The organism is Pseudomonas sp. JL2 (assembly GCF_031570495.1).
GTDB classification, from domain to species: domain Bacteria; phylum Pseudomonadota; class Gammaproteobacteria; order Pseudomonadales; family Pseudomonadaceae; genus Aquipseudomonas; species Aquipseudomonas rhizophila.
Genome location: NZ_JAKUDH010000001.1, coordinates 522,370 through 536,880 on the forward strand (window position 1 = coordinate 522,370; position 14,511 = coordinate 536,880).

Sequence of the window (14,511 nt, forward strand, 5' to 3'; positions counted from 1 at the left end):
GGTGTTTGTGTTCACTGAAGATCAAATGTGGGAGCGAGCCCGCTCGCGATGGCTGCCGCATGGCCGGCCTGAATTCAGCTGTCAAAAAATGCCGACCGTCTAGGCTGTCCTGAGCCACTTCCCAATTGCCAACCGGAGGTTCTCATGCAGCTCGAAGGATCCTGCCATTGCGGCGCGGTGTCGTTCAGCCTCGACAGCGCCCACCCCTACCCTTATCAGCGCTGCTACTGCTCGATCTGTCGCAAGACCCAGGGTGGAGGCGGCTTTGCGATAAACCTGGGGGGCGATGCCCGGAGCTTGAAGGTACGCGGTCGCAAGCACATCTCGATCTATCATGCGCGGCTCAAGAATGACGGGGATAAACGCGCCCACCGCAGCAGCGCCGAACGGCATTTCTGTTCCCTTTGCGGTTCAGGCTTGTGGCTGTTCAGCCCCGAATGGCCTGAGCTGATCCACCCGTTCGCCTCTGCCATCGACACGCCGTTGCCGGTACCGCCTGAGCACACCCATCTGATGCTGGGCTCCAAGGCGCCGTGGGTGGAAGTCGAGGCGCACGCCGGCGATCAGCAGTTCGAGGTCTATCCCCAGGAGTCCATTGCCCAATGGCATGAACGCCTGGGTTTGAGCGATTAAGAATGCAGAGCTGCGTAAGGCCTCATCGCGAGCAGGCTCGCTCCCACAGGGATTGTCGGTGTACTCATTACTTGTGCTCACTGAAGATCAAATGTGGGAGCGAGCCTGCTCGCGATGGCGTCAGGGCAAACAGCCCTATACCGCAGGCACACCACTGTGGAAGCGAAACTCCACATCCGGCGATTCAATCAGCGCCTGCTCGGCGTCACGAACCTTGTCGATCACCTGGGCGATGTCCTTGGCGTCGCCATACTGGTAGGCCAGTTTCAGGTAGCCCTGGAAATGCCGGGCTTCGCTTTTGAGCAAGCCGAAATAGAACTTGCCCAATTCTTCGTCCAGGTGCGGCACCAGGGCCTCGAAACGCTCGCAACTGCGGGCCTCGATGAAAGCGCCGACCACCAAAGTGTCCACCAGTTTGACCGGTTCGTGGCTGCGGACCACTTTGCGCAGCCCCGAGGCGTAACGCCCGGCAGAGAGCTGGCGTAAGCCGACCTTGCGTTTTTTCATCAGGCGCATCACCTGTTCGTGATGCACCAGTTCTTCCCGGGCCAGACGTGACATCAGGTTGATCAGGTCAACGTGGGAGTGGTACTTGGCGATCAGGCTCAGGGCGGTGCTGGCGGCCTTGAATTCGCAGTTCTTGTGGTCGATCAGCAGCGTCTCCTGGTCGGCCAGCGCCGCCTGGACCCAGGCATCGGGAGTGCGGCAACCAAGGAATTCATGAATTTCGGGAAGGATCATGGGGCTCACGGAAAAAGAGAGTCGAGCGAAGGGCGCCGATTATACCGGCCTGCCTCCAGACCACCAGCCACCGCCGTTGATATGCATCAAGTCGACGACTGCCATACAACAACTATAGTTGAGCAACGCCATGCCTTTTTATTGCTGGAGACACCGATCATGCAAGCCATTCGCAGCATTCTGGTGGTCATCGACCCCGAACATTCGGAAAGCCTGGCGCTCAAGCGCGCCAAGCTGATTGCCGGTGTCACCCAGGCCCACCTGCATCTGCTGGTGTGTGACAAGAAGCATGACCATGCCGGCATGCTCAGCGTGCTGAAGGCCGCGTTGCTGGCCGACGGCTACAGTGTCACCACCGAACAGGCCTGGAACGAAAGCCTGTACGAAACCATCATCGACGTACAGCAGGCCGAAGGTTGCGGCCTGGTGATCAAGCAACATTTTCCCGACAGCCCGCTGAAAAAAGCCCTGCTCACCCCGGCGGACTGGAAATTGCTGCGCCATTGCCCGACTCCAGTGCTGCTGGTGAAAACCGCCGGTTCCTGGAAAGACAAAGTGATCCTCGCCGCCGTCGACGTGGGCAATGCCGACGGCGAGCACCGCCACCTGCACTCCACCATCATCGATCACGGCTACGACATTGCCATCCTGGCCAAGGCGCACCTGCACGTGATCAGCGCCCATCCCACACCGATGCTGTCCTCCGCCGATCCGACGTTCCAGCTCAAGGAAACCATCGAGGCCAAATACCGCGAACAATGCCGGGCGTTTCAGGCTGAGTTCGACATCGACGACCAACACCTGCACATCGAAGAAGGTCCGGCGGACGTCCTGATTCCATACATGGCACGCAAGCTGCAGGCAGCGGTGACAGTGATCGGCACCGTGGCGCGTTCCGGGTTGTCAGGGGTCTTGATCGGCAATACCGCCGAAGCGGTGCTCGACACGCTGGAAAGCGACGTGCTGGTGCTCAAACCGCAGGAGGTCGAGGATCATCTGGTGGAGCTGGCGGTCAAGGACTGACACCCCCCGCCACAAAAGCCATCTCCTTCAGCCGCCAATGGCATCCTTCAGGAAGCCCGGCGCGATGTAGCGCTGGTAATGGGCTTCGGACAGCAGGAAGAATTCCCGATCAATGGCGTCGCGCAGGTCCGGCAGGTCCCAGTCGCGAAATTCGGGCATCAGCACCATGCCGTAGGCTTCCAGGTTGTTGATCACCCGCGCGCCACGGGCGATCAATTGATAAGCCCAGCAATATTCCGACTGGTGCGGCACAAAACGAATCTTGCGTGTTTCCAGTTGCTGGCGCAGCAGCGCAGGATCAAAAACCTCCAGCTTGGCCACCATTACCTGGACCAGCAACTGCTCAAGCCGCATCCACACCGCGCGTTTTTCGTCCTCGCTATAGCCGTTCCAATGAATCACTTCATGGTGGAACCGCTTGCAGCCACGGCACACCAGGTCACCGTAGACAGTGGAGCAAAGGCCGACGCAGGGGGTCTTGATGAGCTGGTTGGGCATAAGGAAAAACACACGCAAAAAGCAGGACAGGCCAGCATGTTAGCCCTTTGTCTAAGATTGATCACCCCTCAAACTTCAGGGGCCAACTTACGTTTATTTTTTTTTTGCCGTAGAATCAGCCAGCCTTTTAAGGCGCCAATGTCCGTTAGAAGCTGTTTTCAAAGCGTCACGAGCACAGTCGTTCCTTCAGAGCGGTGTTGGCCGAGGGTCTTTCCAGCGGGGAAAGCCCAACGCCAACCCTCATCAGCTCCCCGTTCTGCAGGCGTAAAACTTTGAAAGCAGCTTCTGTGAGGAACTCGCGGAAACTCTGGCGTGGTGGCTCAAAAAGCCTCCGACGCGCATGAGTACCGTGGGTTTCTGGATGAGCGTCCCGGACACCCATTTGGGACCACTGATGAGGGTAATAACTGTGCTTGAAGCCTACCGCAAACATATCGAAGAGCGTGCAGCACTGGGTATCGTTCCCCAGCCGCTTAACGCCGAACAAACCGCAGGCCTGATCGAGCTGCTGAAGAATCCTCCGGCTGGCGAAGAAGCTTTCCTCGTTGACCTGATCACCAATCGCGTTCCGCCTGGAGTCGACGAAGCCGCCTACGTGAAGGCCGGTTTCCTGTCCGCCCTGGCCAAAGGCGAAGCCCAATCCCCTCTGCTGGACAAGAAGCGCGCCGTTGAACTGCTCGGCACCATGCAGGGCGGCTACAACATCGTGACCCTGGTGGACCTGCTGGACGACGCCGAACTGGCGCCCGTAGCCGCCGAAGAACTCAAGCACACACTGCTGATGTTCGACGCCTTCCACGACGTGGCTGAAAAAGCCCGCAATGGCAACGTTCACGCCAAGGGCGTGCTGCAATCCTGGGCCGACGGCGAGTGGTTCAAGAACCGCCCTGTGCTGGCCGACAAGATCAGCCTTCGGGTGTTCAAGGTTACCGGCGAAACCAACACCGACGACCTCTCCCCGGCTCCTGACGCCTGGTCCCGCCCGGACATCCCACTGCACGCCCTGGCCATGCTGAAAATGGCCCGTGACGGTATCGTGCCGGATGAACAAGGCAAGACCGGCCCGATGAAGCAGATCGAAGAGATGCGCGGCCAGGGCTTCCCGATCGCCTACGTCGGTGACGTGGTCGGTACCGGTTCGTCGCGTAAATCAGCCACCAACTCGGTGCTGTGGTTCTTCGGTGACGACGTGCCTTACGTGCCGAACAAGCGCGCCGGTGGTTTCTGCTTCGGCAGCAAGATCGCCCCGATTTTCTACAACACCATGGAAGACGCCGGCGCCCTGCCGATCGAATTCGATGTGTCCAACATGCACATGGGCGACGTGATCGACCTGTACCCGCATGCTGGCAAAGTCTGCAAGCACGGCACTGATGAAGTCCTGGCCACCTTCGAAATGAAGACCCCGGTCCTGTTGGACGAAGTGCGTGCCGGCGGCCGTATCCCGCTGATCATCGGTCGCGGCCTGACCGAGAAGGCACGTGCCGAGCTGGGCCTGCCCGCTTCGGACCTGTTCAAGAAGCCGGAAGCCCCGGCCGAAAGCACCAAGGGTTTCACCCTGGCGCAGAAAATGGTCGGCAAGGCCTGCGGCGTGACCGGCGTTCGTCCGGGCACCTACTGCGAGCCGAAGATGACCACCGTCGGTTCCCAGGACACCACTGGCCCGATGACCCGCGACGAATTGAAAGACCTGGCGTGCCTGGGCTTCTCGACCGATCTGGTGATGCAGTCCTTCTGCCACACCGCGGCCTATCCAAAGCCGATCGACGTGACCACTCACCACACCCTGCCTGACTTCATCATGACCCGTGGCGGCGTGTCCCTGCGTCCGGGCGACGGCATCATCCATAGCTGGCTGAACCGCATGCTGCTGCCGGACACCGTCGGCACCGGTGGTGACTCCCACACCCGTTTCCCGATCGGTATCTCGTTCCCGGCCGGTTCTGGCCTGGTGGCGTTCGCCGCCGCCACTGGCGTCATGCCGCTGGACATGCCGGAATCGATCCTGGTTCGCTTCAAGGGCAAGCTGCAACCAGGCGTCACCCTGCGTGACCTGGTTCACGCCATCCCTTACTACGCGATCCAGAAAGGTCTGTTGACCGTCGAGAAGAAAGGCAAGAAGAACGCCTTCTCCGGCCGCATCCTGGAAATCGAAGGCCTTGAAACCCTGACCGTCGAGCAAGCGTTCGAACTGTCCGACGCCTCGGCCGAACGTTCGGCTGCCGGTTGCACCATCAAGCTGTCCAAGGAATCGATTGCCGAATACCTGCAATCGAACATCACCCTGCTGCGCTGGATGATCGGCGAAGGCTACGGCGATGCCCGCACCCTGGAGCGTCGTGCCCAGGCGATGGAAGCCTGGCTGGCCAACCCGGAACTGCTGGAAGCCGACAAGGACGCCGAATACGCCGAAGTCATCGAGATCGACCTGGCCGACGTCAAGGAGCCTGTGCTCTGCGCGCCGAACGACCCGGACGATGCCCGCCTGCTCTCCAGCGTCGCTGGGCAGAAGATCGACGAAGTGTTCATCGGTTCGTGCATGACCAACATCGGCCACTTCCGCGCTGCCGGTAAGTTGCTGGAACAGGTCAAGGGTCAGTTGCCAACCCGTCTGTGGCTCTCGCCGCCGACCAAGATGGACGCTCACCAGCTCACCGAAGAAGGCTACTACGGCATCTACGGCAAGGCCGGTGCACGGATGGAAATGCCAGGCTGCTCGCTGTGCATGGGTAACCAGGCACGCGTGGAACCGAACTCCACTGTGGTATCGACTTCGACCCGTAACTTCCCGAACCGTCTGGGCGACGGCGCGAATGTCTACCTGGCTTCGGCCGAACTGGCATCCGTGGCGTCTATCCTGGGTCGCCTGCCGACCGTCGAGGAGTACATGGAATACGCCGGCAAGATCGACAGCATGGCAGCGGACGTGTACCGCTACCTGAGCTTCGACCAGATCGCCGAGTTCCGTGAAGCGGCTGCCAATGCCAACATCCCGGTCGTTCAAGCCTAAGGCTTCAACGCTCGACTAAAAACGCCGCCCTTCTTGCGAGGGGCGGCGTTTTTTTATGCCTGGGATTTCGATGCAAGCTGGCAGGCCGCTATCGCGAGCAAGCTCGCTCCCACAGGGGACTTTCGGTGGATGCGATGCCTATGAACACCTCGGACACACTGTGGGAGCGAGCTTGCTCGCGATGGCGACCGGATAGCCAGCATCCATGCCAACTGAAACACCGCTTTCGCGAGCAAGCCCGCTTCCCCAAGGGGCCTGTGTTATCAGGCCATTAGGGAGTAGACCAACGCAGTAATCGCCACCAACCCCACCAGCGCGACAAATACATTGGACGCCTGGCCGCGGTAACGGGCCATGGCCGGGACCTTTTGGATGGCGTACATCGGCATCAGGAACAGGATCGCCGCGATTACCGGGCCGCCCAGGGTTTCGATCATGCCCAGGATGCTCGGGTTAAGGGTGGCGACGATCCAGCACACCACCAACATGAACGCTGCGGTCAGACGGTCCAGGGTCTTTGCCGCCGGACGTCGACCGCTCTTGACGATCAGGCCCTTGAGGCCTTCGCTGGCGCCAATGTAATGCCCGAGGAAGGACTTTGAGATCGCCACGAACGCAATCAATGGCGCGGCAAAAGCGATGGTCGGATTACTAAAGTGGTTGGCCAGGTACGACAGGATCGACAGATTCTGCGCCTTGGCCTCGGCCAGTTGCGACGGGGAAAGCGTCAAAACACAACTGAACACAAAGAACAGCACCATCACCACCATCAGCACATGGGCGCGCGAGAGGATCTGCGAGCTGCGCACTTCGGCGTTATCGCCATGGCGACGCTTCTGATCCACCGCAAACGCCGAGATGATCGGCGAGTGATTGAACGAGAACACCATCACCGGAATCGCCAGCCACAAAGTGTGCAGCAGCGCCGAAGGTTCAGGCAGCGTGGACGCTGTGGTCAGAATGCCACCGTTCCAGTGCGGGATCAAAAACACCGCCAGGAACAGCAACGCTACGATAAACGGATAGACCATCAGGCTCATGGCCTTGACGATCGCCTGCTCCCCGCATCGCACCACTGCCAGCAAACCCAGGATCAACACCAGCGACAGCACCACCCGAGGTGGCGGCTGGATATGCAGTTGATGCTCCAGGAAGCTGCCCACCGTATTGGTCAGCGCCACGCTGTAGATCAGCAGGATCGGGAAAATTGCAAAGAAGTACAGCAACGTGATCAGTGCACCGGCCTTGATACCGAAATGCTCCTCCACCACGTCAGTGATGTCCGCGCCTTCACGGCCGGACAACACGAAACGGGTCAGCCCCCGGTGGGCGTAGAACGTCATGGGAAAGGCTAGCAACGCCAGGATCAACAACGGCCAGAAACCGCCGAGGCCGGCGTTGATGGGCAAAAACAAAGTACCTGCACCGATGGCGGTGCCAAACAGGCCCAACATCCAAGTAGTGTCATGCCGCCCCCACTGGCTGAGCGTAGCTGGGGCTGTCGTTTCAAAGCGTTCTTCGACGCTAGTGGCCTGATCATTCATCCGGTCGGATCTCCGCATTCCGGTCACATGCACCCGACCAGGACGAGTCGGAAAACCCCGACAGGCAGCGCCCTGGCCGAAACAGGGGCGCGATTGTCCGGGATTAACGAGCAGAAGCAAAGACTTAGCTGAGGAGCGGTTGTAAGTAGCTCACTGCGAAAGCATTTGCTGGTGCTTTCATTTCATAGGTTTTCAGAATTTTTTTGACTTTTTCACGATCCTTGGAATGCCGATAAGAGCCCCGCCGACATCAGGTGGGAGTAATAACTTGAGCGGATGATTTCAAACACTTCGCGCACCTGATCCCCCGATTTATGGCCGCTCTGATGATTGATCAGCACGATACCTATAGCCCTTCTGCTGCCAACTCGTATCTACGGAACCGAACAAACCGTTCGCGCCACGGCTAAACAGGTTGGGAAAGAGGCTCCTTCCAGCTAGCGAGACCTGATTTACAAGGTGATCGATAGACCCCCCTCTTGATGATGAGTCTTATCGCGGAGCACATGTCGCTTCGGCCTGGATATGGATGTGTCTGCGCCGTGGCAGATAAACACGTTAGGAGCCCGCGCGCTGACGCCTCATAAGTTTTCCCGACGTCAGCCTCTAAACGCCCCGAAGGACGGTTATTGCTGTCGCGGTCGAGCTGGATGGCTAACCCTAAAGCTCAACATGACGCATTAAAAACTGGATGGAGGCGATGGGCCCAATGTCTGCGGCGGTTATATTGCCTTATACGAAAATTGAAGATTGAGAGTCGTTGTCGATGGATTTAATTTTACAAATTAAATCAGACTAGACGCCTATCAAGAGTGGTTATACGTTGCCGAGACCTGCGCAATGCGAGTTTCAAGGTTACGTGTGCTCAACGATGGCTCTCTGACCGATCGCCAAGTCTTTGGCCCTGACAGCCACCGTGGTTGTAATCGATGAAATAATTTTCGATCCTTTAGGAAATTTTTGGGGCATTCACATTATGCTCGATAGGATCGAGCAATTACTCCTAATGGAGCACATAAAATAATTCTGGATTATGACAACGGAAGCGAGACAGGTAAAAAGCTGCTCGCGGTGTTTGATGAAGGCAGGGCTACTGCAGAGGTGACGCTCGCGTGTGGCGGAAAAAATCTTCCTTGATTCACGAGTATCACATTTGGTGGAGTTAAACTTTCTACACCCATCACGCCACGACATTATTCGAATTGGTGAATTGTGAATTCGCGCTCTGGCTATATATCAATTCCCCAAGCCTCGATAGCATTTCGACGCGAGCTTACTGCAAGTCGCTTTATGGTATTTCATACGGCCTTTTAAACATTCTGAATATCTCCGACATAAGGAGTAATCGATGTCAGACAATTCTCATGAGAACCTGCCCGCAGGCTACATGCCGGCTAAGGTCTGGAGTCCGAAGACCACCTACGGCGGCCAATTTGCCAGCATCAATCGCTCGGTATCAGGTTCCCGGTTCGTACAAAAGCTCCCGGTAGGTAAACACCCCCTACAGCTTTACTCGCAGGGAACGCCGAATGGTCAGAAGATCACGATCATGCTGGAGGAGCTACTGGCGGCAGGGTATTCGGGTGCTGAATATGATGCATGGCTGATAGATATTTTCGAAGGAGACCAGTTCGGCAGCGACTTCGTCAATATCAACCCCAACTCCAAGATTCCAGCGCTTGTGGACCATACAACGGAGCCCGTTACGCGGGTTTTCGAGAGCGGCTCGATCCTGGTCTACCTTGCGGAGCAGTTCGGCGCGTTCCTGCCCACTAACCCTAGAGCACGAGCCGAGACTTTCAACTGGCTGATGTGGCAAATGGGATCCGCTCCTTTCGTTGGCGGTGGCCTAGGCCATTTCTACGCCTATGCGCCAATCAAGATCGAGTACGCGATCGATCGTTATGCGATGGAAACCAAACGACAGCTGCATGTCCTAGACACTCACCTGGCATCAAATGAATTCCTTGCGGGGGACGAATATACGATCGCAGATATGGCTGTTTGGCCGTGGTACCCCGGCAGTCTTTACGGTGTTTACGCCGCACACGAGTTTCTCGCTGTAGAGGAATACGAGCATCTGCTGCGCTGGTATCACGCGATTGCCGCACGACCCGCAGTTGCGCGCGGCAGAGTCGTTAACCGCATCTCAGGAGCTCCGGGCGAGTTCTTGCGAGAGCGTCATGATGCACGTGATTTTGAATCGTTGATAAAATAGAAGGAAGGTACTGTGAAACTGTATTTTGCGCCTGGCTCTTGCGGCCTTGCTTCACAAATCGCATTGCGCGAGTCCGAGCAGAAATTTGAACTTATCAAAGTCGACTTCGCCACCAAAACGACTATTGAAGGTAATTATTACAAGGTAACGCCAAAAGGCTACGTGCCGGCCTTGAAATTAAAGAACGGAGACGTCCTTACTGAAGGGGCGGTAATTTTGCAATGGATTGCAGATGGCAACCCTGAGCGTAAACTTTTACCGGAATTTGGTACCTGGGAGCGCTATAGGGCCCTGGAATGGTTAAACTTTGTAGCTTCTGATTTGCATAAAGGCATGGGCGTGATGTTTTCATCGTTTGTAGATGGAGCGTCAAAGATCCGTTTTGCGGAAGGCAACATGAGCGTTCATTTTGAATATATTGAAAAGCACCTATCTAACAACGACTATATTTTAGGCGACAAATTTTCAATCGCGGATGCTTACTTGTACAACGTTTTGACTTGGGCACCACGAGTGAATATTGACCTATCCAAATACACCTCCATTCAGAAATTCATGGCCCGAATGGAGCAGCGGCCAAGCGTTCGCGATGCTTTAGCAGCCGAGCAGCTTTGATTAAATAAGCGCCTCTGCAAAGCTCCATGGTTATTTGTAATGTGGAGTTTTGCAGGTCTTTATTCACGCATCGTCGGGTGATTGGAAAACAGATCCGCGATCCACTCCACAAACACACGAACCTTGGCCGAAAGGTGACGGTTCTGCGGATATACGACATGAATAGGTAGCGGTTCATTGGTCCAGTCTTCCAGTATCGGAATTAATCGTCCGTCCTCGATAAAGGATGTCATCAAAAAATTGGCCATTTGCACAATACCCAGCCCTGACAGGCCCGCGCACGTGTAAGCATAACTGTCGCTGAGCGCAATGTGACTGGATAGCGCGACCTGAACGCTTTCACCTCCTCGCGTGAAATACCAATCAAAGGGTTTACCCCCACGGGAGGAGAAGTAATTCACACAGCGATGATGCACAAGATCGTCGGGGTGCGTTGGTCGCCCGTGTTGCTCCAGATAGGCGGGTGAGGCGCAAGTGACGTAATTCATGGTTCCAACCCGGCGCGCAATCAACCGAGAGTCAGCCAAGCGACGACCACCGCGTATCGCGCAATCCACGCCCTCTTCCACCAGGTCAACCGGACGATCGCTGCAACCCAGTTCCAATCGGATATCCGGATACAACGCGAAGAAATCAGGAAGAGCAGGAATGATCACGTCGCTGGCCAGGCCGGTAGGAGCGTCGACGCGCAGACGCCCTGATGGATTCAGGCGGTTTAGTATTAATGAGTCCTCGGCATCGCGAACGTCTGAAAGGATCTGTACGCACCTCTCATAGTAGGCAGCCCCATCGGAAGTTACACTGACGTGACGGGTGGTTCGGTTCAACAACTTCACCGATAGAGAAGTTTCCAACGACTGTATCAAGGTGGTGACGGTTGCCTTGGGAAGCTTCAGGTTTTCAGCCGCACGATTGAATCCGCCGGTATCCACCACCTGGACGAACACCTCCATTGCTTGGAATTTGTTCATTTTGTTCCTTGAGTGCACGAAGCCAATCGCTTTTTACAGTTTAAATTTCGAAACCATCATATTGAATGAGGCCGCAAGGTGGGACAGTTCTCGACTGGATCCTGCCGTCTGGTTCGCTCCGGCGGTGGTTTGTTCAGAAAGCTGTTGGATGTTGTGTAGATTTTTGTCGACTTCCCGAGCGACTTGCGCCTGTTGTTCGGAGGCGGAGGCAATCACCAGGTTACGTTCGTTGATCTGATAGACGTTTCGTGCGATTTGCTCTAGCGCGATACCTGCCTGACGCGCCTTGTTTTGGGTAGCCGTTGCCACCGCAAGACTCTTGCCCATCGCGGCCACGGCGCTGTCGGCATCGGTCTTCACCGCGCCAATCATGGTTTCAATCTCGACCGTTGATGCTTGCGTTCGATGAGCCAGCGCACGGACCTCATCGGCGACCACCGCAAATCCTCGGCCCTGTTCGCCAGCGCGCGCTGCTTCAATCGCAGCGTTCAACGCCAGTAAATTGGTCTGTTCGGAGATGCTGCGGATCACATCCAGGACCCAGTGATGTTGTGCACACGCGAAGCCAAATCAGTAACTGTCTCGGATGACCTCTGAATATCACTTAGTACGATATGAATGCCGTCGACTGTCCGCTCGACCTGGTTGCGCCCATCCTCCGCCTCGTCTGTGGCGTGTCGTGAGGCATCCGATGTGGACACCGCATTTGTGGCCACGTGCTCTATAGCATTGGTCATCTCCGTGACAGCAGTCGCGGCATGTTGAATCTCATCATTTTGCCGGATCAGGCTACGTGTACTCTCATCGGTGACCGCGCTCAGTTCTTCTGAGGATGTCGCCAGTTGATCCGCTGCGCTCGCTATTTCCAGCAGTGTATTCTTGAGACTGATCTGCATATCGCTCAACGCGGCCAGGAGTCGGCCTGCCTCATCAGAGCGCTCAGTGCAAATCGGGTGCGTGAGATCGCCACTGGCAATACGCTCGGCACTTGCCACGGCTTCGGCCAGTGGGCGGGTGATCATGCGCGTAATGATGACGCCAGTGCCCAAGGCAAATAAAAAGGCGGCAACGATACCGATGATCAACTGAGAGAATACAGTCTGACGCAGCTCCATGGCCCGCTTGGCGCCGTTCTGAATACCTTTGTCATTGTGAGCCACCATTTCTCGCAAATTCTGTCGCAGCTCTCTGAAAACATGGAGGTTCCCGATATCAAGCTGCTTCTGTGCAACCTCGATTTCACCATTATTGATATGCTCGAGAGCCTTGCGTGAGGTGGCGACATAGCTTGACCAGCACTCGTCAATATTCTTGAAAACATCTTTATCTTTGCCCTGAAGAAGATCGCGCGAAGCGCTCAACGTTCGTTCTGCAGTGTCAAGACTGTTTGTTATTTCGCTGTGCAGTCTTTGGATATCGGCCTCGGGAGCATTTAGCGCCTTGGCGTTTATCAAGCGATAGACCCCCCGATTGTGTGCCGTCACCCCGCTCAATATATTTCCCACGCTGGAGACCGCTATCAGATCCTCAGAATAGGTCTTCGACAACGCGTCTGCTAACCGTCCGACTCCCGCAATTCCAATTGATCCAACGAGCAGCGTGATACAGGCACATAAAAAAAAGCACTCTGCAATTTCGTTGAGAATTTATACTTGTGAAACATTTTTATTTATTTTCCTGTCAGGCTGAAATTTTCTGCTTTCGTCTGTTGTGTCGTCGGGCATACAGCTCCTTTATCTATCGCATCCTGAGTGATGAGCTCTTGTACGATGATCATCGCGGGTGCCAGCACTTCAGCAATCAAATCTGCCTTATGGGTCGGTCGCACCACTCGCCCACAAGGAATGAAGAGCGGATCGTCAAATCTCGTCCGGAGTTTGCTCAGCACATTGCTGACTGCAGGTTGCGTCACTTTCAGCGATTTGGCCGCCCTGGATACACCTCTCTCCTGATAAATTACCAAAAACGTCACTAACGAATTGAGGTCAAACTTGTGGAAGATCGTTTGATCAATTGGCATCAAGCTTCTCCGCCAGTATGCGGAAAGTAGCTGGCGAACCGAACACCCAGTGAACGCTGGCCAATCATCCAAATTAATGTGTTGAACTCTGAAGCGATAAAATGAGCATGCATCGTTTCCTTGTTTTCCCAGTAGCCACTCAGTAACCAAAGGTTAGGATACAATGCACTGTGAGCTAACCCGTAGGCCAAGCAGCCGGGCATTTTTTCAAATCTAGAGATGTAGTTTGCAACGCAGCATTTGAGATCGCTTACATTGCCCTCTGCAATTTCGATTTCAAGAGTGCTGACAGCGTTGATTAACATGGCAATACCCCTATTAAACTACTTTGACCTGCTTCTCCGGACAGAACTGTAACGTCGGCTATAACTATGGAAGGTTTTACACTTCAAAGATCCATCAAATCTTGAATTGCTTGACCTGTAACCGTAGTCGTTCGCCGAGGTCCGTAAGTTTTCGTGCTGTGTTCGCACCGACCAACGCATCATCTGCAACAGCATCCACTGCGTGGGCAATGGCGGTCATGCTGCGATTGATTTCCTCGGCAACCGATGTCTGCTCTTCTGAAGCGCTGGCAATTTGTGCGTTCATGTCGTTGATGGTTTCGATCAACAGCGCAATCGAGTCCAATGACTCTCCGGCCTGATTTGCCAGCTTCCCGGTGGTCTCGCCGGACTCGCTGGAGCGCGCCATGGCGACCACCGCTTCTTCGGCGCCGCGCTGCAATGAACTGATCATTTCGTTGATCTCTACGGTGCTTTGCTGGGTACGACTGGCAAGCGCTCGTACTTCATCTGCCACTACAGCAAATCCACGGCCAGCATCTCCTGCTCGCGCTGCCTCGATTGCAGCATTGAGTGCCAGCAGGTTTGTCTGTTCGGCAATTGATCGGATAACGTCCACAACGCTCGCGATCGAATGAACATCTGAACGGAGGTTGTCGAGCGAAGCACTCGTTTGGTTAACATCCGAAATCAATGCATGGATGCTGGTGATGCTCTTGTTCACGACAGACTTGGCTTCGCTGCTCACATCGGAGCCTTCGCGAGCAGCCTGCGAAGCACTTTGCGCACTGGCAGAAACCTGTTGAGCTGCCGCCGACATTTCGTGAATGGCGGTGGCAACCTGATCGGTCTCAAGTCGCTGCCCTGCCATCGCTTTTTCGGAACGAGAAGCCTGAATAGATACATTGTCGACCAACAGTGCCAATTGAGTTGTCATCTCATAAATCTGTCGGA

The 14,511-nt window shown here is 55.6% G+C and carries 12 protein-coding genes and 1 pseudogene; 5 read left to right on the forward strand and 8 right to left on the reverse strand.

Annotation, left to right across the window (positions count from 1 at the left end; all coding sequences use genetic code 11):
• Positions 1–144 precede the first annotated feature (144 nt).
• On the forward strand, positions 145–633 hold the full coding sequence (locus tag MKS85_RS02385; protein WP_139049958.1) for a GFA family protein: 489 nt from the start codon (positions 145–147) through the stop codon (positions 631–633).
• Positions 634–768: 135 nt separating this feature from the next.
• Here MKS85_RS02385 and MKS85_RS02390 read toward each other — a convergent pair whose 3' ends face one another.
• Positions 769–1,374: a tRNA-(ms[2]io[6]A)-hydroxylase gene (locus MKS85_RS02390; RefSeq protein ID WP_076384407.1), complete on the reverse strand. Its 606-nt coding sequence runs from the start codon at positions 1,372–1,374 to the stop codon at positions 769–771.
• 159 nt (positions 1,375–1,533) lie between these two features.
• On the opposite strand from MKS85_RS02390, the gene MKS85_RS02395 reads away from it, so the two are divergent.
• A complete protein-coding gene (locus tag MKS85_RS02395) occupies positions 1,534–2,397 on the forward strand; it encodes a universal stress protein (protein ID WP_047225748.1) in 864 nt (287 codons plus the stop codon).
• A 27-nt stretch (positions 2,398–2,424) separates the two neighbouring features.
• On the opposite strand, the gene MKS85_RS02400 is transcribed toward MKS85_RS02395, so the two are convergent.
• Positions 2,425–2,895 carry a DUF1289 domain-containing protein gene (locus MKS85_RS02400; protein WP_139049957.1) on the reverse strand — a complete coding sequence of 157 codons (471 nt, stop codon included), beginning with the start codon at positions 2,893–2,895 and terminating at the stop codon, positions 2,425–2,427.
• A gap of 409 nt (positions 2,896–3,304) precedes the next feature.
• Here MKS85_RS02400 and acnB point away from each other — a divergent pair, with 409 nt between their 5' ends.
• Positions 3,305–5,905 (forward strand): bifunctional aconitate hydratase 2/2-methylisocitrate dehydratase, encoded by a 2,601-nt coding sequence (gene acnB / locus MKS85_RS02405; protein ID WP_047225746.1) that lies wholly within the window; start codon positions 3,305–3,307, stop codon positions 5,903–5,905.
• Positions 5,906–6,168: 263 nt separating this feature from the next.
• On the opposite strand, the gene MKS85_RS02410 is transcribed toward acnB, so the two are convergent.
• Positions 6,169–7,449: a serine/threonine transporter gene (locus tag MKS85_RS02410; protein WP_139049956.1), complete on the reverse strand. Its 1,281-nt coding sequence runs from the start codon at positions 7,447–7,449 to the stop codon at positions 6,169–6,171.
• 1,348 nt (positions 7,450–8,797) lie between these two features.
• On the opposite strand from MKS85_RS02410, the gene yghU reads away from it, so the two are divergent.
• Together yghU and gstA are read left to right on the forward strand one after the other, a co-directional pair.
• Positions 8,798–9,667: a glutathione-dependent disulfide-bond oxidoreductase gene (yghU, locus tag MKS85_RS02415; protein ID WP_139049955.1), complete on the forward strand. Its 870-nt coding sequence runs from the start codon at positions 8,798–8,800 to the stop codon at positions 9,665–9,667.
• A 12-nt stretch (positions 9,668–9,679) separates the two neighbouring features.
• A complete protein-coding gene (gstA, locus tag MKS85_RS02420) occupies positions 9,680–10,282 on the forward strand; it encodes a glutathione transferase GstA (RefSeq protein ID WP_139049954.1) in 603 nt (200 codons plus the stop codon).
• Between the two features lie 59 nt (positions 10,283–10,341).
• Here the strand turns inward: gstA and MKS85_RS02425 are convergent, their stop codons facing one another.
• The 5 genes and pseudogenes from MKS85_RS02425 to MKS85_RS28855 form a co-directional block, all read right to left on the reverse strand.
• Positions 10,342–11,253, reverse strand: coding sequence for a LysR family transcriptional regulator (locus MKS85_RS02425; RefSeq protein ID WP_139049953.1), 912 nt, complete (start codon positions 11,251–11,253; stop codon positions 10,342–10,344).
• A gap of 33 nt (positions 11,254–11,286) precedes the next feature.
• Positions 11,287–12,899: pseudogene (locus tag MKS85_RS02435) on the reverse strand (methyl-accepting chemotaxis protein).
• Positions 12,900–12,922: 23 nt separating this feature from the next.
• Complete coding sequence (locus tag MKS85_RS02440) at positions 12,923–13,273, reverse strand: LysR family transcriptional regulator (RefSeq protein WP_310662642.1); 351 nt, start codon at positions 13,271–13,273, stop codon at positions 12,923–12,925.
• Positions 13,273–13,578 (reverse strand): antibiotic biosynthesis monooxygenase, encoded by a 306-nt coding sequence (locus tag MKS85_RS02445; protein WP_139049951.1) that lies wholly within the window; start codon positions 13,576–13,578, stop codon positions 13,273–13,275. Before MKS85_RS02445 ends, MKS85_RS02440 begins: the two co-directional genes overlap by 1 nt.
• A 94-nt stretch (positions 13,579–13,672) precedes the next feature.
• Complete coding sequence (locus MKS85_RS28855) at positions 13,673–14,494, reverse strand: methyl-accepting chemotaxis protein (protein WP_409078000.1); 822 nt, start codon at positions 14,492–14,494, stop codon at positions 13,673–13,675.
• Positions 14,495–14,511 lie beyond the last annotated feature (17 nt).

Bases quoted from the DNA above. Each gene is read 5' to 3' on its own strand.
- MKS85_RS02385 (WP_139049958.1), top strand. From the start codon at position 145: ATGCAGCTCGAAGGATCCTGCCATTGCGGCGCGGTGTCGTTCAGCCTC.
- MKS85_RS02390 (WP_076384407.1), bottom strand. From the start codon at position 1,374: ATGATCCTTCCCGAAATTCATGAATTCCTTGGTTGCCGCACTCCCGAT.
- MKS85_RS02395 (WP_047225748.1), top strand. From the start codon at position 1,534: ATGCAAGCCATTCGCAGCATTCTGGTGGTCATCGACCCCGAACATTCG.
- MKS85_RS02400 (WP_139049957.1), bottom strand. From the start codon at position 2,895: ATGCCCAACCAGCTCATCAAGACCCCCTGCGTCGGCCTTTGCTCCACT.
- MKS85_RS02410 (WP_139049956.1), bottom strand. From the start codon at position 7,449: ATGAATGATCAGGCCACTAGCGTCGAAGAACGCTTTGAAACGACAGCC.
- yghU (WP_139049955.1), top strand. From the start codon at position 8,798: ATGTCAGACAATTCTCATGAGAACCTGCCCGCAGGCTACATGCCGGCT.
- MKS85_RS02425 (WP_139049953.1), bottom strand. From the start codon at position 11,253: ATGAACAAATTCCAAGCAATGGAGGTGTTCGTCCAGGTGGTGGATACC.
- MKS85_RS02440 (WP_310662642.1), bottom strand. From the start codon at position 13,273: ATGCCAATTGATCAAACGATCTTCCACAAGTTTGACCTCAATTCGTTA.
- MKS85_RS02445 (WP_139049951.1), bottom strand. From the start codon at position 13,578: ATGTTAATCAACGCTGTCAGCACTCTTGAAATCGAAATTGCAGAGGGC.
- MKS85_RS28855 (WP_409078000.1), bottom strand. From the start codon at position 14,494: ATGACAACTCAATTGGCACTGTTGGTCGACAATGTATCTATTCAGGCT.